The organism is Flavivirga jejuensis, assembly GCF_030540765.1.
In the GTDB taxonomy this organism is placed as follows: domain Bacteria; phylum Bacteroidota; class Bacteroidia; order Flavobacteriales; family Flavobacteriaceae; genus Flavivirga; species Flavivirga jejuensis.
This window is the reverse complement of sequence record NZ_JAUOEL010000002.1, coordinates 788,392-811,795: the sequence shown is the minus strand read 5'-3', so window position 1 is coordinate 811,795 and position 23,404 is coordinate 788,392. Positions and strand designations below refer to the sequence as shown.

The following is a 23,404-nucleotide window of genomic DNA, read 5'->3' as shown; positions in this document are numbered from 1 at the left end:
TACTTAAAATATGCTTGTTTTTAAATCGAACTCATATTAATTAATCTAAATCTTAAACAAAATGAAACACAAACTATTCAAATTATTTTTGCTATTTATAGCAATTTACAGTAGTCAGCTTAAGGCTCTGACTTTTAATCATGGAGAAGCATTACATAAGTCGTGGTTTTTCTATGAAGCCCAACAATCTAGTGATTGTACCTTTGGCACACCATTAGCCACTGCTCTTAGTACTATCAATCAACCGTATAGTAATATTCATGTGTTAGGTACTGGTGGACCTAACCTTGATAATGTTACCATATTTAATATCAATTGGGATTTAAATAATAATGGTTTATACCAATTTTCTTTTAATACTAATAACGGACAACCAAACTGGTACATAGATTTATTACCAAAAATTACTAAAAATCTTAACTCTGCTCAACCTGAACTCGCTATAAATGGCTCTGGAATTAGTGGTCTTGATGGGGACTATTGGGTAGCAAAAGACGGCGTTAATTTTGTTATCGTATCCAAAACTGGAGGCTATAGTATTTATTTTAGTAATTCTTCTACAGCTCCAGATTGTGGGGGTTCTACACTTAATACACCGCCTGTGGCCTCATTAATTGCAACACCTACTTCTGGCTTGGCTCCTTTGGTGGTAAGTTTTACCGCTTCAGGAACAGATGCAGATGGAGATACTCTAAGTTATCTTATTACCTATGGAGATGGTACTTCTAGTACAGATGCTTCTTCTAGCCATACATATACAGCAAATGGTTCTTACACTGCTACTGTTACTGTAAGTGATGGTAATGGAGGTTCAGACACTGCTTCTGTATCTATTACTGCAACTGATGTTGTGATTCCTCCTCCTGCAGATAATGAATATATTGATCGTTTCTTAGAAATGCGTAGTGAATTTTTAGATCCTGAAAATGGATATTTTAGTGCAGACGGATCGCCTCACCACTCAATAGAATCGTTAATCGTAGAAGCTCCAGATCATGGTCATGAATCTACATCCGAGTTATATTCGTATTGGTTATGGTTAGAAGTAATGAACGGCCGTATCACTAAAAACTGGGTACCTGTAGCTAATGTATGGGATAAAATAGAGCAATTTATTATTCCTACAGCTTTGGATCAACCAACAAATAGTGCTTACAATGCTAATAGTCCAGCAGCATATGCTAGTGAGTTTCCTTTACCAGAGAACTACCCATCACCATTGAGTCTAAGTACCCCAGTTGGTGTCGATCCTGTTTCACCAGAACTTACGGCTGCCTATGGTGAAAATGTTTATCAAATGCATTGGTTATTAGATAATGATAATTTTTATGGTTATGGAAATCGTGGAGATGGTGTTAGTACGCCGTCTTATATTAATACCTTTCAAAGAGGAGAACAAGAGTCTGTTTTTGAAACAGTACCACATCCATCTTGGGAAAGCTATGAATGGGGAGGAACAAATGGATTCTTGCCAATATTTATAGAAGATAGTAACTATGCGCAACAATGGCGTTATACAAGTGCCCCTGATGCAGATGCAAGAGCAGTACAAGCCATGTATTGGGCTGTAGAGTATGCTAAAGAACAAGGTGCAACCATCGATGGTTCTTTACTAGATAAAGCTACTAAAATGGGTGATTACCTAAGACTATCAATGTTTGATAAATATTTCAAACCTATGGGAGTTCAAAGTGAGTCTTCGGGTATTGGAACAGGATACGATAGTGCACATTATTTAATGTCTTGGTATATGGCTTGGGGAGGGGCTACCAATTCTGATGCAGCTTGGGCTTTTAGAATTAGTTCAAGTCATTGTCATTTTGGGTATCAAAACCCAGTTGCAGCCTATGCGATGTCTCAAATAAACGAATTTGCTCCAAAATCAACTAATGGTAAACGTGATTGGGGTGATAGTTTAGAAAGACAAATGGAATTCTATCAATACCTGCAATCTAAAGAAGGTGCCATAGCAGGTGGTGCCACAAATAGTTGGAATGGTAATTATAGCACTTACCCAGCTGGGAAGTCTACTTTCTATGATATGGCATTTGATACGAATCCTGTTTATCATGACCCAGGAAGTGGCACTTGGTTTGGGTGGCAATCTTGGTCAATGGAACGTGTAGCAGAATATTACTATATTACTAACGACCCTACAGCAAAAATACTAATAGAGAAATGGGTTAATTGGGTTAAAGGAGTATTTCAACTTGTAGGCACAGATGATTTCAGCGTTCCTGCTGGATTAGAATGGACTGGAGAACCTGATACTTGGAATCCTACAAATCCAGGTGCTAATAACAATCTTAGCGTAACAGTAACGTCGTATAATTTAGATCTTGGTGTCGCTGCTTCTACTGCAAAAGCTTTAATTTATTACGCAGCAGCTACTGATAAACATGATACTCTTGATAACGATGCGAAAACACTTGCGAAAGAAATTTTAGATAGAATGTGGACGAAATACAGAGATTCTAAAGGTGTGTCTTCAACAGAAATTAGAGCAGATTACAAAAGAATGTTTGAGCAGGAAGTATATATTCCAGCTGGATACTCTGGTGTTATGGCTAATGGAGATGTTATACAACCTGGAGTTAGTTTTCTAGACATTCGTTCTAAATATAAGGATGATCCTGAATATGATAGGCTAAAAGCGGCATATGATGCTGGGCAAGATTTTTCACAAAACTATCACAGGAGCTGGGCACAAATTGAGGTTGCCTTGGCAAACGCAGAGTATGGTTTCTTTTTTGGAAATGATACCGAAGAAACATCTGAAACACCTACAACCATAGCTAAGGAAGTTAATATAAGATTATATCCTAATCCTATTAATCGATTTAAAAAAGCGACAGTAACTATTCAAAGCAGCTCTAGTCTTGAAGGGGCTAATATAAATGTAATTAATTTGCTTGGTAGGATGGTGAAAAATAGAACTATTAAAACAAGGAATTCAAGATATGAACTTGATGTTAATACATTGCCTACAGGGATGTATTTCTTGACTGTAACAACTAAATCAGGTCAAAAACATTTACAAAAGATTTTAGTACAATAAAATAACGAATAAATTATTTTAAATCTGTAAAAGAGGCTGTCTAAAAAGTGATGAACTTTGCCATTCAGAGCAAACTGAAGAATCTCTCTTTTTTTTACACCAAATAGAAATTAAAGGCTCATCTAATTATTCCTTTTATATACTTATTTGTCTAAAAATAGAAACATTAAAATTCAAGAGATTCTTCAGTCGTAAGCTTCGCTTATATCTTCAAACAAAATATATTTTGTTTGAAGATAGCCTTCTGAATGACACTTTTTAGACAGCCTCTTTATTCTTCGGGTATTAGTAGTGTTTTTAACAGTTAAGTATACAAAAAAGGTTTGCAGAGAGCATTCAATCTATAGATCCTTACTGGGGATAAAAGGCATGTAAAAACCAGATTTATTGCTAATTAAGATCTGGTTTGTAGATCAGTAACGTATATAAAATAACAAAAATAGCCCCCACTATGAAAAAACGTTATCCTACTACCGTTTGTTTGTTACTATTACTTGTGAGTCTTTCCAGTGCTCAAATTTCAGAAGTGAATTTTTTAAATAGAGATCCATTATTTACAGGTGCTAATACTATTGCGAGTATGACTATCAATACTCAAAGTTTTGTAAATAACAGTCATACAAATCTCTTAAAAAAACCTTTTTTAAGAGTTACTGAATTGGAAGATACATCTTTTGAAACAGATGCTAATTCTGTTTTATATTACTTATTTATAAGTTTTAGAGTTACCGAACAGAGAACAATTAATCTGTTTTCGATAAACGGAAATAAGCTGTTAAGTAAAACAATAAATACTTCTGAAATAGAATTAAATATTAGCCATTTAAGTAACGGTATTTATTTTTTAAATATTGATAAAGAAAATTTTAAGATCATTAAGTTGTAGATCTTTTACCAATTCCCTCTATCCTTTATATTGGCCTCACACAGTCTAATAATTTCAGCAATGCGTTTTTGTCTGGTTTCTTCTCTTTTGGCTTGATTGATCCAATACAAATACCCTTTTCGGTAAGAAGGTGCAAAGTTTTGATAATTTTTAAAAGCATTAGGGTTTTTATCAAAGGCATTTTGTAAACTTTCTGGAATAATGCCTTTTTCAACAGCATCCAAAGCTGTCCAGCTTCCATTTTTTTTACCGATCTCAATAATTTTAAGGCCACTTTTGTGCATTAAATTGTTGGCGGTTAATTCTTTTATATATCTTTTGTTTAAGGCGCTCCATACACTTTTTGGGTTTCTTGGAGAGAAGCGTTGTCGACGTTTTCCGTTACCTAAACTTTTTACTGTGGAATCTATCCAACCATAACAAAGCGCTACTTTTACAGCTTCTTCCCATCGCATGGAAGGTTCTTTGTTTTCTACTTTATAAAGGATGAGGTAAATACCGCTGGAAGCGTCATGATTTTTATGTAACCAGTCGCGCCATTCTGTATCTGTCTTAAAATATAACTCAGGGATTTCCACTATTATTAAAGTTTTTTTGCTTCTACATAAAAATCTCGATCTACTTTAAATAATGTGATTTTTGATTCAAATGGTAGTGTTTTCCAATCAGAAATAGGAAATAGCCATTGTTCGTTTCCGTTAATGTTTACTTGAACAGGCATGTCAAATTTATCAACAATATTGGTCCAACGATATTTCAATTCATTTTTTTCGATAGCATATTCAAGCGTTGGAATTTTTACAGTTCTTAAATATTGATTAAAAAATTCAGTTAGATCAATACCTGTTTTCAGGCTCAAATAATTTTCGATTTGTTGTGTGGTAACTGTTTGATGATAAAAATCTTTATTTAGTCCACGTAAAATGTGTCGCCATTTTTCATCATCTTCAATAAGTTGTCTTAAAGTGTGTAGCATATTGGCACCTTTATAATACATATCGGCAGACCCTTCGGCATTTACATTATAATGTCCAATAAGAGGTCTATCGTTTTGAATATTTCTCCGAGTACCAATAACATAATCTGCGGAAGCTTTTTTACCGTAATAATAATCTAAAAACAAGTTTTCAGAATAGGAAGTAAACCCCTCATGAATCCACATGTCTGCCACATCTTTATTAGTAATGTTATTAGCAAACCACTCATGACCAGCTTCGTGAATGATAATAAAATCGAATTTTAAACCCCAACCTGTACCAGATAGATCTTTACCTAAATAACCTTTTTTATATTGATTACCATAAGTAACACAACTTTGGTGTTCCATTCCCAAATAGGGGACTTCAACGAGTTTAAAACTATCTGCATAAAAGGGGTACTTACCAAACCAATGCTCGAAAGCCTTCATCATTTTGGGAGCATCTTTAAAATGATCTTTGGCTCTCTCTATATTATCTTTTAAAACATAATATTTCATATCTAAATGTCCAGCCTGTCCATCATAAACCTCAGAAAAATTAGCATAATCACCAATATTGATGTTTACGCCATAGTTGTTAATTGGGCTATTTACAAACCAACGGTACGTTTTTGTGTCTCCATATTGCTCGACACTCCTTAATCTACCATTAGAAACATTCATTAAATTTTTAGGAACATTTACACTAATAAGCATACTGTCTACTTCATCATACATATGGTCTTTACAAGGCCACCATACACTGGCTCCTAACCCTTGACAAGACGATGCAACAAAATGATTGTCGTTTTGGTCTTTTTTCCATGAGATACCACCATCCCAAGGGGCTCTAACTGCTTCTTTCGGATTTCCATTATAATAAACATCAATAGTATTTATATCTCCTATTTTTTGTTTTTCAACAAGGTTTATAAAATGAGCATTACCGTCATGTTTTATGTTTAATTCTTTTCCATTTTGAATGGCTTTAGTCAGATTTAAAGGTGTTTGCAAATCAACTTGCATGACCGAATGATCTTTTAAAACTTTATATTGAATCGTATTCTTCCCCGAAATGAATTTGTTATCAGGATCTACTTTTATATCTAAATGGTAATAGGTTAAATCCCACCATACGCGTTCTGTAGTTATGGAACCTCTTAATGTATCTTGTCTGGTGAAATTATTTTTCTCCGAAAGTAATCCTTGTGCTTCCACGGAAATACATGAAATTATTGAGAAAAATAGTAATAGATATAAACGGTAAGTCATTATTTTGGCTTTGTTCAAAATTAAAGAAAAAGATTCTTAATAATTTGTTAATATTTAGCGTGAGTTTGATATTGCAGCTGATAATTATGTAAAGCTTAGAAACTGTTTAAATTTTATCCTTTAGCTTATTTTGTCGTTATAAGCCCTCATTCTGCAGTAAAATTTCTTTGAATAACGATGCTATTCGCATTTGTTTTTGCCTTGATCGAGAATGTAATCCACCTAAACTAATTTCAAAAACAAAACTTAAACCCTTTCTTAATCTCTAAAAACCTTATTGGGAAATACGACCACACTTTCGAAACCATTTTCATTAACCGAAGCTATTCCAAAAAAGTAATTATCAATAACGATGCCTTCTAATGTGAATTCTGATACATCACCAACATACCTGCTATGATCCCAAGTAGGAGAGGTGGTATTCCTCCAGTAAATTTTATAACCTTTGGCACCATTAACTTTATCCCATTTGAATTTTGCAGCAGGTGCTACAACACCCCCAATAGCAACATTATTGGGTGCAGGAGGGGCAGAAGCCAAACTTGCCATATTTATGGCATTTACTGCGGTGAGCTTTTTTGCATAATCAAAATTAACATGCTCAATTACATCACCATATTTTATGCCATTTTCCTCACGGATATCTTGATGCTGTTGCGTGTAGTTTTCATGTGCTTCCATAATACGAATACCTGCATATCCTAAATCGTTAAAAGGGCGGTGATGACCACCACGACCAAATCTATCTAATCTATAAACCATCATGGGGTTCATTTCTGGCATATATGTTTTTGTAGTTTTATGCACGTAACGTGCCAATTGGCGTGAGATACCATCTACCTCGCCTCCATAAAATCGACGCATTTTTCTTGCGCGTTCTGTTTCGTTTGGAGGTACAGGCTCAGAGAATATTCTAAAGGTTCTATTATCAATAACACCATCAACCCCTTTAATATTTCCGATCATATCATTATTAAAAACCCCAATAATATCCCATTTTTTTTCTTGAGCATATTTTGCTAATCCAGCACCGCCAAAAAGCCCCTGTTCTTCACCAGATAGACCAACATAAACAACACTGCTTTCAAATTTATACTTAGATAAAACTCTTGCGGCTTCCATAGTTCCAGCCATACCAGAAGCATTATCATTTGCTCCAGGAGCATCCGTAGTAAAATCCATAGTATCGCTGGCACGGGAATCAATATCTCCACTCATAATAATGTATCGATTGGGGTATTTAGTTCCTTTTTGAATAGCAACAACATTGACTACCCAAGCGTCGTGTGGCACACGATTGTTATTTTTTTTAGTAACAAAATCTTTTTGATAAAAGACTTCCAGACAATTATTACAACCTTTCGAGATGGTTTCAAATTCCGATTTTATCCACCGTCTCGCTGCTCCAATGCCTTTGGTATTAGAAATAGTATCACTAAAAGTATTTCTTGTTCCAAAATCCACAAGCGTTTGAACATCTTGTTTGATACGTTCTGATGAGACTGCATCAATAATATGGTATAATTTCTGATTTGTTTGAGCTGATAAAAAGAAGCTTGAAAATACCAATAAGCTTGTAACTATTATTTTCATGTACTATAATTATTGATTTTTAGCTTGAAGCTAATAGATTTGAATATGTTTTCAGATATCTAAAATTTACTTTATTAATATAAACGCTTTATAAGCAGTGTTTTATAAAAACAACTTTATTTTCCTTACGTCGAACTCAGGTTTAAAGATAATAAAATAAAAAAAACGCTTCGAAAGTTAACTTCGAAACGCTTTTTCCAATTGAGAGTTAGTCACTACTTTTTTCTTTATACTAAAAACAGTATTTATTTTCTTCAGTTACTTTATCTGCTATAATATTTCTTAATTCTATAATGTTTGGCATGTTTACATATTTAATGTAACGTTTTAAGCCCATAAGCATCATACGTTGTTCATCTCCTGTAGAAAAAGAAATGATGGAGTGTTTACCAGCAGTTTCAATAACATCTATAGCATGGAATAAATTTAACTTAGCCATAGCTATTTGTTCTTTTGCAGCAGCTTCCCCTTCCTTTTTTGCCATTTTTTCTGCGCGTAAAATAGCTGACTCTGCTATGTATATTTGTATTAAAATATCTGATGCTGCTAACATTAATTGTTGTTGTTGCTCTATTTTTTCACCATACTTCTGTAATGCAGCTCCAGCGACCATTAAAAAGAGTTTTTTTAGATTCTTTATAATGTTTTTTTCTTCAGAAAATAATTGAGAATAATCTGGGACATCAAAAGACGGAATGCCTACCAATTCATCTTTAACTGCTGTGGCAGGTGTTAAAAGATCTACATGTCCTTTCATCGCTTTTTTGATAAGCATACCTATACTTAACATACGATTAATTTCATTAGTACCTTCGTAGATCCTTGCGATACGAGCATCTCTCCATGCAGATTCTATAGGGGTTTCTTCAGAGAATCCCATACCACCAAAGATTTGAATCCCTTCATCGGTACATTTTTGTGTGTATTCTGAAACAGCTACTTTTAAAATGGAACACTCAATAGCATATTCTTCAACACCTTTTAATTCTGCTTCTTGATGGGTGTCTTTTCCATTTTTTTGACGAAGTGCAATACGATCTTCTATATTTTTTGCAGCTCTATAACTAGCGGCTTCACCAACCCAACAGTTAGTTGCCATTTCAGCAATTTTTTGACGAATCGCACCAAAACTAGATATGGGTGTTTTAAATTGAATACGTTCATTAGCATATTTAATAGATTCTGTAATAGTACGTCGTTGCGCATCTAAACAGGCCGCAGCTAATTTTATACGGCCAACATTAAGAGCGTTCATGGCTATTTTAAACCCATTGCCTCTTGTTGATAACATATTTTCAATAGGAACAACAGTATCATTAAAGAAAACCTGACGTGTGGAAGAGGCACGAATCCCTAATTTGTGTTCTTCTTCTCCCATAGTGATACCATTCGGGTTTTCAGGGTCGTATTCTACGATGAATCCAGTGATGTTTTTATCATCTTCTATACGAGCAAAAACAATCATTAAGCTACAAAAACCAGCATTAGAGATCCACATTTTTTGCCCTGTAATGCTGTAACTTTTACCATCAGCAGAAAGTACTGCTTTTGTTTTACCAGAATTGGCATCACTACCAGCACTAGGTTCTGTTAAGCAATAGGAACCAAACCATTCGCCTGTAGCTAATTTGGGAACGTATTTTTTCTTTTGCTCTTCGGTTCCATATAAAGTAATAGGCATTGTACCAATTCCAGTATGGGCACCAAATGCGGTACTAAACGAGCCAGTGGCACCAGAAATATAATCGCAAACAAGCATGGTATCTACAAAACCCATTCCCATGCCACCATATTCTACTGGCACAGAAACACTTAAAAAACCAAGTTCTCCAGCTTTACGCATACACGATTCTGTTAATGCATAATCTTTAGCTTCAAAACGTGGCTTATTTGCCCAAATTTCTCTATCAACAAATTCAGTGACAGCTTCTTTCATCATCAACTGATCCTCGTTAAAATCTTCAGGAGTGAATATGTCTTCACAATTGGTTTCTTTTACTAAGAATTGTCCGCCGCGTAAAATATCTTTTTCTGTTGCTTCCATTTTCCGATTCCCAACCCTTTCCGAAGGAAAGAGAATTTGTGGGTGTTTTTTAATTAATAACTTATTTTTTTTATTTTCAATTGTACCTCTCTTTTGGAGAGGTTAGGTGGGTTTCTAATTTAAAAATTCAAAAATCCCACAGGCTCCTTGTCCAGTTCCTACGCACATGGTTACGGCACCATATTTACCTTGCATATTACGTTTACGCATTTCATCAAATAATTGTACAGATAATTTTGCTCCAGTACAACCAAGTGGATGTCCTAAGGCAATAGCACCACCGTTAACGTTTACTATATCGGGATTTAAACCAAGTTCCCTAATTACGGCTAGAGATTGTGACGCAAAGGCTTCATTTAATTCGATAAGTTCTAAATCTGATTGTTGTAAACCAGCTTGTTTCAATGCTTTTGGAATCGCTTTTACAGGGCCAATCCCCATAATGCGAGGCTCTACACCTGCAGCGGCATAGTTTACTAAACGAGCTATGGGTTCCAGGTTTAATTCTTTTACCATGTCTTCACTCATCACCATAACAAAGGCAGCCCCATCACTTATTTGAGAAGAGTTTCCTGCGGTTACACTACCACCAGCAGCAAACACGGCTCGTAATTTTGCCAGGGCTTCTTTGCTAGTTCCCGCTCGTGGTCCTTCATCCTTTGTTACGGTATATGATTTAGTAGCTTTCTTTCCGTTTGCATCTACATAAGTTTGTGCTACTTCTATAGGTACTATTTGATCTTGAAAACGATTTTCTGCTTGTGCTTTTAAAGCTTTCATATGTGAATTATAAGCAAATTCATCTTGGTCTTCACGAGATACTTTAAACTGATTTGCAACGGCCTCAGCAGTATTTCCCATACCCCAATAATAATCTTCGTGACCTGCTTTTACAATGTCGTAATTTAACTCAGGTTTAAACCCCGTCATTGGAACAGCACTCATACTTTCTGCACCTCCAGCAATAATACAATCGGCCATTCCTGATTGAATTTTCGCTGTAGCAATCCCAATAGTTTCAATACCCGATGAACAAAAACGATTTACAGTAACTCCAGGAACATCAACACTATCTAATCCCATTAAAGAGATAAGACGTGCCATATTTAAACCTTGAGAGCCTTCTGGCATGGCATTACCAACAATAACATCGTCGATACGAGTTTTGTCTAATTGTGGTAATTCTTTCATCATGTGTTGAATGGTTTCTGAAGCCAATTCATCAGTTCTTTTAAAACGGAATACGCCTTTTGGAGCTTTTCCAACTGCTGTTCTATATGCTTTTACTATGTATGCGGTTTTGTTCATAGTTTATGAATATTTTGACATAAGACGATAAGACGAATGACTTAAGACTTGCATAAGTTTTCCATGAATCGTGTTATCATTCCTTGAATCATTTGAATTTTATTTTCTAAATGTTTAAAAGTGTCTTCGGAAATATATCCTATTTCAAAAGAAATTATTAATTGTGTCTCTCACTCAAAGGCAGCCCTTAAAGCTGTTTCTAAATATTGAGTAAAATGCTTATCTGTTCCTTTACTTGTACCTTCAGCAATATTAGAAGGAATAGAGATAGAGCACCGTTGCATTTGATTTGAAAGTGCATAAATTTCTGACTTTGGAAATGTTTTGGTCGTTGTATAAGTATCTTTTACTATTGAAATACCTTCTTTCCAAATTGTTAACTTTCTAAAATTATGTCTTGCAGCCATCTTATTCTTTACTATTACTCTTATTTTTTTGTTAGACATATCATATAGGACCTTCTATTTCGTCTTTCAATCCTATGTCAATGCGTCTTAAATCTACCCCTCTCCAAAGGAGCGGGAACTGTTACGGGTTTGTTTTTAGTTATACATTATATTCATCTTTTAAAGCGCCTCCCTTTGGGGGATTTTAATTACGCAACGGTTTCCCCGTCTTCAACATATGTTGTATACGTTCTAATGTTTTTCGTTCTGTACATAAACTTAAGAAAGCTTCACGTTCTAGGTCTAACAAGTACTGTTCGCTCACTAAGGTAGGTTCTGATAAATCACCACCAGCCATGACGTAAGCTAATTTATTAGCGATTTTATGGTCGTGTTCACTTATATAATTTGCAGCTTCCATAGAATCTGTTCCAACTAAAAACATACCTAGAGCTTGTTTGCCAAGTACTTTTACATCTTTGCGTTTTACAGGTTGTGTATAGCCAGCTTCTGCCATTAGTTTAGCGTGTGCTTTTGCGGTTGCTATTTGTCTGTCTTTATTAATAACGACTACATCTTTTCCTTTTTGAAGCACACCCAGATCAAAGGCTTCATAGGCAGAAGTTGCCACTTTTGCCATGCCTATCGTTAAAAAGTATTCTTGTAGGGTGTTTAATTCGACATCTCCTTTTCTAAAAGTATCAGAAGCTCTTAGAGCCATTTCTTTGGAACCAGCTCCTCCAGGAATAACACCAACTCCAAATTCTACTAAGCCTATATACGTTTCGGCAGCAGCCACAACTTTATCGGCGTGCATCGATAACTCGCAAGCACCTCCTAAGGACATGCCATGTGGTGCTGAAATGGTTGGGATAGAAGAATAACGCATACGCATCATCGTATCTTGAAAATATTTGATCGCGGCATTAAGTTCATCATATTCTTGTTCTACAGCCATCATGAATATCATACCAATATTGGCGCCAACAGAGAAATTGGCGCCTTGGTTACCAATAATTAATCCCAGATATTCTTTTTCGGCTAAATCGATAGCTCTATTAAGTCCTGATAAAACATCGCCTCCAATCGTATTCATTTTAGATTGGAATTCGCAGTTTAATATGCCATCGCCTAAATCTTCAATAACAACACCAGAATTTTTAAATACTTCATTCGATTTTCTGATATTATCTAAGATGATAAATGCGTCTTGACCTGGTATTTTTTCTTGTGTTTTATTCGGAATATCGTAAGCATAAGTGGCTCCTTCTTTTACGGAATAAAAGGATTTACTTCCTGATGACAACATATCGTTAACCCAAGCTGCGGGTGTTAAACCTTCGGCTTTCATTATTTCTATGCCTGCTTCTACACCTATAGCATCCCAAATTTGGAAAGGACCGTGTTCCCAACCAAAACCAGCTTTCATGGCATCGTCAATCTTATATAATTCGTCTGTTATTTCAGGAATACGATTAGAAACGTAGGCAAATAAAGCAGCAAAGCTTTTTCTGTAAAATTGACCAGCTTTATCCTTACCTGAGACGAGTACTTTAAATCTATCTACAACCTTATCGATTGTTTTAGTAAGTTCTAAAGTTGCAAATTTTGCTTTTTGTGCAGAACGATATTCTAAAGTGTTTAAGTCTAATGATAAGATTTCTTTTTTGCCTTCGGCAGACACTGTTTTTTTATAAAACCCTTGCTTCGTTTTACTTCCTAACCATTTGTTTTTCATCATGGTATTGATGAAATCTGGTAATTTAAAAAGTTCTAAGCGCTCATCTTCTTTACAGTTTTCTGCAATACCGTTTGCTACATGAACTAAAGTGTCTAATCCAACAACATCAACTGTTCTAAAAGTAGCAGATTTAGGTCTACCAATAACGGGACCTGATAATTTGTCAACTTCTTCAATCGTTAATCCCATGTCTTTAACGGCATGGAATAAACTCATAATACTAAATATGCCGATACGGTTTCCTATAAAGGCAGGTGTATCTTTAGCGACTACAGATGTTTTTCCAAGGAATTGTTCTCCATAACCATTAAGAAATTCTAAAACTGAAGCATCTGTTTTTGGACCAGGAATAATCTCGAATAATTTTAGGTAGCGTGCAGGATTAAAAAAGTGTGTGCCACAGAAATGTTTCTGAAAATCCTCACTACGACCTTCACTCATAAACTTAATAGGAATACCAGACGTATTACTAGTAATTAAAGTGCCTGGTGTTCTATGTTTTTCAAGTGTTTCAAAAACCTGTTGTTTGATATCCAATCGTTCAACCACCACTTCCATAATCCAGTCCACACTGGAGACTTTGGAAATATCGTCTTCCAAGTTACCTGTTGTAATACGATTTGCAAACTTAGGATGATATATAGGAGCAGGTTTTGATTTTAATGAAGCAGCAAGCGCATCATTAACTAATCTGTTTCTTACTACTTTATCTTCAAGTGTTAAGCCTTTAGCTTTTTCTTTATCGTTTAGTTCTCTAGGAACGATATCAAGCAGCAAAACATCTACACCAATATTAGCAAAATGGCATGCAATACCACTTCCCATAATACCAGAACCTATAATGGCCACTTTTTTTATTCTACGTTTGCTCATTTTATATAACTAACCGTTTTTATTATATATTTTTTTATTTGATACCATATCATTAATAATTTCAGCGACTTCGTAAAAGTTATTTAATTTCTCTTCTGAAATATTATTTTTTATAGCTTCATTAAACATTAAAACTTTTTCTCTTGAATAAGTTCTTTTTTCAAGACCAAATTCGGTGAGAGAAATAATAACGCCACGTCCATCTTCTGGGTTGGGTTTACGTTCAATGAGCCCTTTCTCTTCCATGGTTTTTAATATTCTGGATAAACTGGTAGCTTCCATACCCATTTTAGGTCCAAGAGCAGTCGAAGGTGTCCCTTTTTCCCGATCGATACTCAATAAAGTAAAACCTGTTGCCATGGTACTCTCAAATTTTGCCGCTTCTTCATTATACATCTTCTGAACTGAGAGCCAAGTTGTTCGGAGGACGTAATCAATGGTTTTATCTTTCATATAATTTAGTTGGTGATCAAATATATGAAAAATTTATTATGCATGCATAATAAATTGTGTAAAAATTAATACAAATTAATTGAGAGTATACTGAAAATGAGTTTTATGACCTTTTATGTTAAGGTCTGTAGATCTTTTCTATGAGATCTACATACTTTCCTTTAATCACTTTTCTTTTCATTTTCAATGTTGGTGTTAAATGTCCAGCATCAATGGACCAAATATCTGGGGTGATTTCGAATTTTTTAATTTGTTCCCACTTACCAAAGTTTTCATTTGCTGTGTCAATTTCTTCTTGAATACGCTCTAGTAATTGAACATTCGTTATGATGTCATTTTTAGATTGAAAGGTGATGTTATGTCGTCTTGCCCATTCTTCAACAAATTCAAAATTCACTTGAATTAAAGCTGCTGGCATTTTTTCGCCTTCTCCAATTATCATTATCTGATCAATAAATCTTGATTGTTTAAATTGATTTTCTAATAGAGAGGGAGCAACATATTTTCCGCCAGAGGTTTTAAACATTTCTTTTTTACGATCTGTAATTTTTAAGAAATTATCATGATCAACTTCTCCAATATCACCAGTGTGAAAAAAGTTTCCGGTCATAATTTCTTTAGTTTTCTCAGGGTCTTTAAAATAGCCAAGCATCACATTAGGACCTTTTACTAAAATTTCTCCGTCTTCTGCTATTTTTACATCAACATTATCTATAATTCTTCCAACAGTTCCAATTTTAATACCGCCATTAAATGGGCAGTTTACAGATATTACAGGAGATGTTTCGGTTAGTCCATACCCTTCAAGGATAGGCATTCTTGCAGCCGAAAAGACTTTAATTAGTCGCTGTTGCAAGGCGGCACTTCCAGATACCAAGGTATTAATATTGCCTCCTAAAGCATCCCGCCATTTATTAAAAATAAGTTTATTAGCTATTTTTAATTGAAACTCATACCACCAACCATTTTTACCATAAGGTTCATATTTTAAACCTAAGTTAACAGCCCAAAAGAACAGTTTCTTTTTAATACCTTTTAAATCTGCTCCTTTTGCGATTATTTTATCATACATTTTTTCATATAACCTTGGGACAGCTGTCATGATGTTTGGTTTAACATCATTTAAATTATCACTTATAGTTTCAATGCTTTCAGCAAAATATATTTCAATACCACAATATTGATACAGATATAATATCATCCTTTCAAAAACATGACATATAGGTAAGAAGCTTAGTGCTTTAGATTTACCCAATTCTAGAGGTACCCGAGATAAACTATCTAATACATTTGAAACCAGATTATTGTGAGATATCATAACGCCTTTTGGTTTGCCAGTTGTACCTGAGGTATAAATCAAGGTGGCTAAATCATGAGGTTTTACAGCTTCTTTTCTAGAATCTACTTCGTTTTGATTGCTCGTATCTTCGCCTAATTTTAAAATTTCTTTCCAGCTGTTTTCGCCTTCAATATCATTAAACGTATAAATCTCTTTAAGTTTTGTATTACCTTTTATCGTGTTTAATTTATCCACTACTTCTTTATCGGAAACGAAACAATAAGTAGATTCAGAATGATTTAAAATATATTCGTAATCTTCAGCACTTATAGTAGGATAAATAGGGACATTTTGTGCGCCAGTTTGAAGGACTCCAATATCTAAAACACTCCATTCGGTTCTATTTGTTGAAGAGATAACAGCAATTTTATCATTTGGTTGGACGCCTAAACGTAACAAACCTCTGCTAATAGCATTTGCTTGATCAATATATTCTTGAGTTGATATAGAATGCCATTCACCATTGTTTTTGCTAGTAAGCGCTTTATCTAAATTATATTTTTCTAATTGATAATAAGGAAAATCAAAAATTTTTGTGATCTCTACCATTTGCTGTTTTAAATAGGTTCTTGAATTGCAAAATAGGAAATTAAAAAAGATTTTCAAATCGAGTATGTAAAATGCCTCTAATTAATACAACGATCTTTTATAAACTGTTTAAATTTTATCCTTTAGTTTATTTTGTCGTCTTAAGCCCTCATTCTATAGCAAAACTTCTTTAAATAGCGATGTTATTCGCATTTATTTTGCTTTGACTGAGAACGTAATCCCTCCATACTAATTCCAAAAACTAAACTTAAACAGTTTCTAAGTGTAATAGAAGGTCTATTAAATTGATCATTATTTATGCTGAATTTTCTATATCTCTTTTTATTGCCGTTAAACAACTAAGTTAATCACTTTTTTGTTAATTATTATGAAATCTGTATTTAATTGTTGTAAAAAATAATAAAATGATATAAAAAAATATATTTTTTAGGTTGTTTGTTTAATATAAGAGTTAAAAGTGTGAATTTTTTATTAAAAAAACTTCAAAACTCAAACGTTTTCGTGAAAAAAATAGTGAGCAATATTTTCTTTTTCAAGTGTTAACTGATAATTGTCAGGTTTATAATTAGAGGTGGTAATTACCTTTGAATAAGCATAACAAATCATAATTTTTTTTCAAAATATTAATAAAATAAAACAATGGAAGTAAAACAATTTAACTACGGAATTTGGACTGAGAAAGTCGATGTAAGAGATTTTGTTATTAATAACATTACTCCTTATCATGGTACGTCAGAATTTTTGGTTGGATCTAGCGTGAAAACTCAAAAATTATGGGAGGTATGTAAAGAAGCTACTAAAGAAGAGCTCCGAAATAATGGTGTACGCTCGGTAGATACTGAGGTAATTTCAACAGTTAGTGCCTTTAATGCAGGATACATTGATAGAGAAAATGAAGTTATTGTAGGATTGCAAACAGACGAACTATTAAAAAGAACGATGAAACCTTTTGGAGGTTTTAAAGTGGTTCAAAAAGCCTTATTGGAGCAAGGGGTAAAACCTAATGATGCCTTAACAGAATTATTTTCGAAGTATGTTAAAACACATAACGATGGTGTTTTTGATGCTTATACGACAGAAATTAAAAAATTCCGTTCGCTTGGCTTTTTAACAGGTTTGCCAGACAATTATGCAAGAGGAAGAATTATTGGAGATTATCGTCGCGTCGCTTTATACGGGATTGATTTTTTAATTGAATCTAAAAAAGAAGATTTAGAGAAGATAGCAGGCCCTATGAGCGATGCGGTTATTCGTTTACGGGAAGAGGTATCAGAGCAAATAAGATCATTAAAAGAAATGATTGAACTAGGTGCTAAATATAACTTAGATTTAGCTAGACCTGCCAAAAATGCTCAGGAAGCAGTACAATGGACTTATATGGCTTATTTAGCTGCTGTTAAGGAACAGGATGGTGCAGCGATGTCTTTGGGTAATGTGTCTACATTTTTAGATATTTTTATTGAGAATGATCTAGAAGAAGGTCTCATTACAGAGGAGGAAGCCCAAGAATATATAGATCAATTTGTAATGAAATTACGTATGGTTCGCCACTTAAGAATGAGTGCTTACGACGAAATTTTTGCTGGAGATCCTACTTGGGTAACGGAGGCTATTGGTGGGATGTTTGAAGATGGAAGAACTAAGGTTACTAAAACGTCTTTCCGTTTCTTGAATACCTTATATAATTTAGGTCCTTCACCAGAGCCGAATATGACGATTCTTTGGTCTGAAGACTTACCTCAAAACTTTAAAGATTATTGTGCTAAAGTATCTATTGATACATCATCAATTCAGTTTGAAAATGATGAATTAATGAGAAATAAAAGAGGGTCTGATGATTATGGAATCGCTTGTTGTGTTTCCCACCAAGCATTAGGGAAATCAATCCAGTTCTTTGGTGCACGTACTAACTTAGCTAAAACATTATTATTAGCTATTAATGGTGGACGTTGTGAGATAACTGGAACACAAATGGTTGATGGTATTGAGGCTTGTGATTGTGAATATTTAGATTTCGACAAGGTAATGGCTAATTTTAAAGTAGCTATGAGAGAAGTAGCACGTGTTTATAATGATTCTATGAACATTATTCACTACATGCATGATAAATATTATTATGAAAAAGCTCAAATGGCTTTAATTGATACGAATCCAAGTATTAATATTGCTTACGGTATAGCTGGTTTATCAATTGTTGCAGATTCACTTTCGGCAATTAAATATGCCAAAGTAAAACCAATAAGAAATGAGGAAGGTTTAACTGTTGATTTTAAGATAGAAGGAGACTTCCCATATTATGGTAATGATGATGATAGGGTAGATGCTTTAGCAGCAAAAGCTGTTGCCGATTTTAACAATGAGCTAAAGCCTTTACCAGTTTATAAAGGAGCAGAAACAACGATGTCTGTATTAACTATTACATCTAACGTTTCTTATGGAAAGAAAACGGGCGCTACACCAGATGGTAGAGCAAAAGGAATTCCATTTGCACCAGGTGCTAACCCAATGCACGGTCGTGATTCTAATGGAGCAATTGCATCGTTAAACTCTGTTGCTAAAATTGATTATGAAGATTCTCAAGATGGGATCTCTAATACTTTCTCAATTGTACCAAAATCTTTAGGTGCAGATGAAGCTGATAGAATCGAAAATCTAGCAACTATTTTAGATGGCTATTTCTCTAAGAATGCACAACATGTTAATGTAAATGTATTAAATAAAGAGACCTTGCTTGATGCGATGGAACGTCCTGAGGAATATCCGCAATTAACAATAAGAGTGTCTGGTTACGCTGTTAATTTTGTAAGATTAACAAAAGAACAGCAATTAGAAGTAATCACACGTTCTTTTCACGAGTCCATGTAGTTTTATTAATATTCCCAAGTATCTGCAAAAGAAGTATCATGCTTCTTTTGCGGGTACTAAATTTAAAAAAGAGTATTCTATCAAAACAGAAGCAAACATATTAAGAGTGCACTCTATTGAGTCTTTTGGAACGCACGATGGTCCTGGAATTCGGATGATTATATTTTTACAAGGTTGTAAATTAAAATGTCTGTATTGTCACAATCCAGATGCTATTGAAACTTCTGGAGGCAAGTTATACCATATTGAAGAGTTGGTAGAAATGGCTCTAAAAATGAAGCCCTATTTTGGTAAAAAGGGAGGGGTTACGGTATCAGGAGGAGAGCCTTTATTGCAATCTAAAGAATTAGTGCCTTTTTTTAAAAGGCTTAAGGAAGAAGGTATTCATACTAATATTGATACAAATGGCAGGGTATTAAATCATTTTACAAAAGAATTAATAGATACCTATGCAGATCTAGTTATGTTAGATATAAAACACATGACTGAAGAAGGCTACGAAGCTTTAACTGGAAAGCGTAATAATGAAACGGCTTTCAATTTTGCTAAACATAGAGAAGCTTCAGGAAAAAAAATGTGGTTGAGGTATGTGTTAATACCAGAGCTTACGAATAAGCCAGAGCTATTGCATGCCATGGGAGCGCATTTTAAAGATTACAAAACTATTGAAAAGATTGAGATTCAGCCTTATCATAAATTAGGGATTCATAAATGGGAGGCTTTAGGTTGGGATTACCAATTAAAAGATGCTCGTGAAAATACAGAGGACGAACTAGATGCAGCAGTTGAGATCTTAAAAAACTATTTTAAAGAAGTTAAAATAAATTAGAAAGTGTTGTTATGATCAACACTTAAATTAGATATATTATGAAAACACAAAAACTTAAAAACCGTTGGTTAATAGCTGCTTCGGCTGTTGGAATTCATATTTCAATAGGATCTGTGTATGCATATTCGGTTATGACCAACCCTGTTAAGGATATTTTTGATGTTGATGGAAGTGTTATAAAATGGGCGTTTAAAATCGCTATTTTATTATTAGGTTTATCGGCAGCATTTTTAGGCAGATGGGTCGAGAAAGTAGGACCAAAGGTTAGTGGTACGACTGCAGGATTATTTTATGGAATAGGCATTTTAGGTTCTGGACTTGCAGTTCAATTAGAATCATTAACGCTATTTTATATTTGTTATGGAGTTATTGGTGGTATTGGATTGGGACTTGGTTATATTACACCAGTAAGTACATTAGTAAAATGGTTTCCAGACAGACGTGGTTTAGCAACAGGTATGGCCATTATGGGATTTGGTTTTGCAGCCTTAATTTTTGGACCTGTTATGCAATCTCTCTTTGACGCTGTAGGTGTATCGAATGCCTTTTATATTTTAGGTGCTATATACATGATATTAATATTATCCTCAGCAAGATATATTGAAAAACCACCAGAAGGTTATATACCAGATGGGTTTAAATCAGGAGAAGGTAAAACAATAAAGGCAGATATGGCAAATATTGATGCGAATGCATCACTAAAGACATGGCGTTTTTATTATATCTGGATCATGATGTTTATAAATATTGCTTGTGGTATCGCGATTATATCTGCAGCTAGCCCCATGATGCAAGAAAAATTAAATTATACTCCTATGGAAGCTGCGGGTATAGTAGGTTTAATAGGTGTTTTTAATGGTTTGGGTAGAATTATGTGGTCAACACTCTCAGATTATTTGGGACGTGCAAATACTTATATTATTTTCTTTGCATTCCAGATTCTGGCTTTTTACTTCTTACCAACCATTTCACTGGAACTCACTTTTCTAGTTATATTATTTACAGTTATTACCATGTATGGGGGAGGTTTTGCCACATTGCCAGCATTCCTTGGAGACCTATTTGGAACCAAACAACTTGGAGCCATACACGGTATGGTATTAGCTGCCTGGGGATTAGCAGGCGTTGTAGGCCCTACAATTTATGATGTGGTTAAAAATACAACAGGATCGTTAGATGCCACTTTAAAAGTGTTTGCAGGCTTATTTGTTATAGCATTTATAATATCGTTGTTAATGAAACGATTAGTATTTAAAACGTATAAAAAAATAGATAAAGGTCTAGAATTTGCATAAAAATGAAGTTTTTCATTTTTGTATTTTTTTTTTAGTCAAATTAGTCGAAAAACCCCGAGATGATTATTTATTATTTCGGGGTTTTAAAGCATCTAAAATATTTTCTTATACATGAGGGTGTTTAGTGCGAAAATTATTTGATACTCGGACGAGGTTTCCAATTTAAATCACACCTTTGGAGCCTCAGAACTACCTTTTTTACAGTTCTGGGTGAGGTAAAATTACAAAACTCGGTTTTTGACTCTAATAGTAAAATGAGACTGGTGAAATTCCCCTATGACTTACCTCAAGGATAGTCAGTTTTTATGAGTCTTTTAAGTCTAAAAAGTAGTATTTAAAAATAAAACCTCCGAGGGTATCAACTCTCGAAGGTTTTAAATATTATTGAATGATTTGCAAAGATTGTTACCTTACTAAATTATTTACATTTGCCTTAACCTCTATTTCTATAGGGTCGTATATTAGAAAGTTAAGGTATTTTAAAATGGTAATGTTATTGTAACTTTCCTCGATGTTTGGCGTGGAATAAGAGTTAAGCATTGGAGAGAAGGTGACCTTAACTCCGTAAGTTGCAGAAGTAATAAAGAGATTGTCATTACCACTAAAATTAAATGGAAAATTAAGCGAAATATAGAGCCTCCCTCTTTCATTTGTTTGGATCTGAGTATTGTTATCGGAAGGATTGTCTTCCATTAAACTAATATTTCTTGTGAAGTAATAGTTAACACTTGGATTTTCTGGGGTTTCTGTCACCTCAATTTCAGAGGAAGACAGTTTGTTATTAATTGGGTAATTTCCATGATAGGTAAACCCAAGAACATTGTTATAAGTTTTATCATAAGCAACGATACTACCATTATTTATAGTAGCAAATTCCTCATCGAAAGTAACAAGTTTTTTCACATCTACAAGTACGCGATATTCAAGATATCTGGTCTCATCAATGTTGTATATTTGAAAAGCGATTATATTAGGAAACTTAAAATCGATCTTAGATTTTTCGTCAAAAACTTTGAAATCAGCATAATTTCCATAATGTTCTGTAGTGTACTTAACTGATGATCCTTCATGGTCTAATGTTGGTATTAGACTAGAAAAATCCGTTCCGTCAGGTACTATTACCATGATAGTTCCACTGTATGGCTGACCTGTATGTTCTCTTACTTCAATACTTGTGATATCCTGATCAAGACTCGGGTTGTCAATCTTTAAGAAATGAAGCTTTTTTATGTTTAGTTTTTGAAGTGCTGGATGGATGTCCTTTACAATAACTAACACGTCATACTGTAAAGAAACGTTGGTGTCCTTAGTAGAAGTTATAACATAAGTAATTGTTTCACCTGGGATTATACTTTGTTCACCTACAGCAGGAGAAATATTAAACTTTGAAGCATCAAAATCAATTTGTTTAAGACTAAATTTAGATATGTCTGTATTTTCTAATTCTATTGTGATTTTTCCTTTTTCCTGAGGAATTCCATTGAGCATTGTAGGTTGTTCAATAGAAAAACTATCTGCTTTTAAAGTAATATCAATTTCAGAAAGTGGAAAACCATTAAGTAGTGCTTCTTCAAAATTCACATTGTTTGTTGGATCAGAATTATCATCGTCAGAACAACTCATCATAAAAAATGCAGAAAACAATATGACTCCTAATTCTTTGTAATTTAAGAACATTTTTAATTTTAGATTTAACTTTTTAAAACTAAATTTATAAAAATGTTATTGTGTTTCTATAATTAATTTGATGAAGCATACTATTTTAATGGTGAATGTACTTAAATAACAGGTAAGCATAATCTATTTTGTATCGTAACAGCTCAAAATGTTATCGAACTATTAGCGATCTTATTCCGTTTTTTACTTCTGCTTTATTCGGGTTAATTGTGATACAACAAGTCAACAAATAGATACAAAAATGCTCTGTCTTTTGTTTTCGTTACTAAGATTCAAAT

General features: G+C 34.0%; 15 protein-coding genes. 5 read left to right on the top strand and 10 right to left on the bottom strand.

All coding sequences use genetic code 11. The features are described 5' to 3' along the window. The first annotated feature begins 61 nt into the window (after positions 1-61). Entirely contained in the window at positions 62-3,058 is a 2,997-nt protein-coding gene (locus Q4Q40_RS08415; protein ID WP_303301342.1) for a glycoside hydrolase family 48 protein, read from the top strand. A gap of 451 nt (positions 3,059-3,509) precedes the next feature. Continuing rightward, complete coding sequence (locus Q4Q40_RS08410) at positions 3,510-3,944, top strand: T9SS type A sorting domain-containing protein (RefSeq protein WP_303301341.1); 435 nt, start codon at positions 3,510-3,512, stop codon at positions 3,942-3,944. 5 nt (positions 3,945-3,949) lie between these two features. On the opposite strand, the gene Q4Q40_RS08405 is transcribed toward Q4Q40_RS08410, so the two are convergent. The 9 genes from Q4Q40_RS08405 to Q4Q40_RS08365 form a co-directional block, all read right to left on the bottom strand. Beyond that, positions 3,950-4,522, bottom strand: coding sequence for a YdeI/OmpD-associated family protein (locus Q4Q40_RS08405; protein ID WP_303301340.1), 573 nt, complete (start codon positions 4,520-4,522; stop codon positions 3,950-3,952). 5 nt (positions 4,523-4,527) lie between these two features. Continuing rightward, on the bottom strand, positions 4,528-6,174 hold the full coding sequence (locus Q4Q40_RS08400) for a M1 family metallopeptidase (protein ID WP_303301432.1): 1,647 nt from the start codon (positions 6,172-6,174) through the stop codon (positions 4,528-4,530). Between the two features lie 258 nt (positions 6,175-6,432). Beyond that, a complete protein-coding gene (locus Q4Q40_RS08395) occupies positions 6,433-7,767 on the bottom strand; it encodes a M28 family peptidase (protein WP_303301339.1) in 1,335 nt (444 codons plus the stop codon). A gap of 232 nt (positions 7,768-7,999) precedes the next feature. Beyond that, positions 8,000-9,811 carry an acyl-CoA dehydrogenase FadE gene (locus Q4Q40_RS08390; protein ID WP_303301338.1) on the bottom strand — a complete coding sequence of 604 codons (1,812 nt, stop codon included), beginning with the start codon at positions 9,809-9,811 and terminating at the stop codon, positions 8,000-8,002. Between the two features lie 114 nt (positions 9,812-9,925). Next, on the bottom strand, positions 9,926-11,119 hold the full coding sequence (locus tag Q4Q40_RS08385) for an acetyl-CoA C-acyltransferase (protein ID WP_303301337.1): 1,194 nt from the start codon (positions 11,117-11,119) through the stop codon (positions 9,926-9,928). Between the two features lie 170 nt (positions 11,120-11,289). Continuing rightward, positions 11,290-11,565, bottom strand: a complete 276-nt coding sequence (locus Q4Q40_RS24200; protein WP_425556016.1) for a four helix bundle protein — start codon at positions 11,563-11,565, stop codon at positions 11,290-11,292. A 145-nt stretch (positions 11,566-11,710) separates the two neighbouring features. Further along, on the bottom strand, positions 11,711-14,119 hold the full coding sequence (locus Q4Q40_RS08375; RefSeq protein WP_303301336.1) for a 3-hydroxyacyl-CoA dehydrogenase/enoyl-CoA hydratase family protein: 2,409 nt from the start codon (positions 14,117-14,119) through the stop codon (positions 11,711-11,713). Positions 14,120-14,128: 9 nt separating this feature from the next. After that, the gene (locus Q4Q40_RS08370; RefSeq protein WP_303301335.1) at positions 14,129-14,572 is read right to left on the bottom strand and encodes a MarR family winged helix-turn-helix transcriptional regulator; all 444 of its coding nucleotides are present in this window, start codon (positions 14,570-14,572) and stop codon (positions 14,129-14,131) included. Between the two features lie 118 nt (positions 14,573-14,690). Continuing rightward, the gene (locus tag Q4Q40_RS08365; protein WP_303301334.1) at positions 14,691-16,460 is read right to left on the bottom strand and encodes an AMP-dependent synthetase/ligase; all 1,770 of its coding nucleotides are present in this window, start codon (positions 16,458-16,460) and stop codon (positions 14,691-14,693) included. 639 nt (positions 16,461-17,099) lie between these two features. Here Q4Q40_RS08365 and pflB point away from each other — a divergent pair. From pflB to Q4Q40_RS08350, 3 genes are all read left to right on the top strand, one after another. Continuing rightward, positions 17,100-19,325 (top strand): formate C-acetyltransferase, encoded by a 2,226-nt coding sequence (gene pflB / locus Q4Q40_RS08360; protein WP_303301333.1) that lies wholly within the window; start codon positions 17,100-17,102, stop codon positions 19,323-19,325. Positions 19,326-19,431: 106 nt separating this feature from the next. After that, positions 19,432-20,154 (top strand): pyruvate formate-lyase-activating protein, encoded by a 723-nt coding sequence (gene pflA / locus Q4Q40_RS08355; protein ID WP_303301332.1) that lies wholly within the window; start codon positions 19,432-19,434, stop codon positions 20,152-20,154. 38 nt (positions 20,155-20,192) lie between these two features. Continuing rightward, positions 20,193-21,449: an L-lactate MFS transporter gene (locus Q4Q40_RS08350; protein ID WP_303301331.1), complete on the top strand. Its 1,257-nt coding sequence runs from the start codon at positions 20,193-20,195 to the stop codon at positions 21,447-21,449. A 405-nt stretch (positions 21,450-21,854) separates the two neighbouring features. On the opposite strand, the gene Q4Q40_RS08345 is transcribed toward Q4Q40_RS08350, so the two are convergent. Further along, the gene (locus tag Q4Q40_RS08345; protein ID WP_303301330.1) at positions 21,855-23,126 is read right to left on the bottom strand and encodes a hypothetical protein; all 1,272 of its coding nucleotides are present in this window, start codon (positions 23,124-23,126) and stop codon (positions 21,855-21,857) included. Positions 23,127-23,404 lie beyond the last annotated feature (278 nt).

Coding starts and splice junctions, on each gene's coding strand:
- Q4Q40_RS08400 (WP_303301432.1), bottom strand. CDS start 6,174: ATGACTTACCGTTTATATCTATTACTATTTTTCTCAATAATTTCATGT.
- Q4Q40_RS08395 (WP_303301339.1), bottom strand. CDS start 7,767: ATGAAAATAATAGTTACAAGCTTATTGGTATTTTCAAGCTTCTTTTTA.
- Q4Q40_RS08365 (WP_303301334.1), bottom strand. CDS start 16,460: ATGGTAGAGATCACAAAAATTTTTGATTTTCCTTATTATCAATTAGAA.
- Q4Q40_RS08370 (WP_303301335.1), bottom strand. CDS start 14,572: ATGAAAGATAAAACCATTGATTACGTCCTCCGAACAACTTGGCTCTCA.
- Q4Q40_RS08345 (WP_303301330.1), bottom strand. CDS start 23,126: ATGTTCTTAAATTACAAAGAATTAGGAGTCATATTGTTTTCTGCATTT.
- Q4Q40_RS08415 (WP_303301342.1), top strand. CDS start 62: ATGAAACACAAACTATTCAAATTATTTTTGCTATTTATAGCAATTTAC.
- Q4Q40_RS08375 (WP_303301336.1), bottom strand. CDS start 14,119: ATGAGCAAACGTAGAATAAAAAAAGTGGCCATTATAGGTTCTGGTATT.
- pflB (WP_303301333.1), top strand. CDS start 17,100: ATGGAAGTAAAACAATTTAACTACGGAATTTGGACTGAGAAAGTCGAT.
- Q4Q40_RS08385 (WP_303301337.1), bottom strand. CDS start 11,119: ATGAACAAAACCGCATACATAGTAAAAGCATATAGAACAGCAGTTGGA.
- Q4Q40_RS08390 (WP_303301338.1), bottom strand. CDS start 9,811: ATGGAAGCAACAGAAAAAGATATTTTACGCGGCGGACAATTCTTAGTA.
- Q4Q40_RS08410 (WP_303301341.1), top strand. CDS start 3,510: ATGAAAAAACGTTATCCTACTACCGTTTGTTTGTTACTATTACTTGTG.
- Q4Q40_RS08350 (WP_303301331.1), top strand. CDS start 20,193: ATGAAAACACAAAAACTTAAAAACCGTTGGTTAATAGCTGCTTCGGCT.
- Q4Q40_RS24200 (WP_425556016.1), bottom strand. CDS start 11,565: ATGTCTAACAAAAAAATAAGAGTAATAGTAAAGAATAAGATGGCTGCA.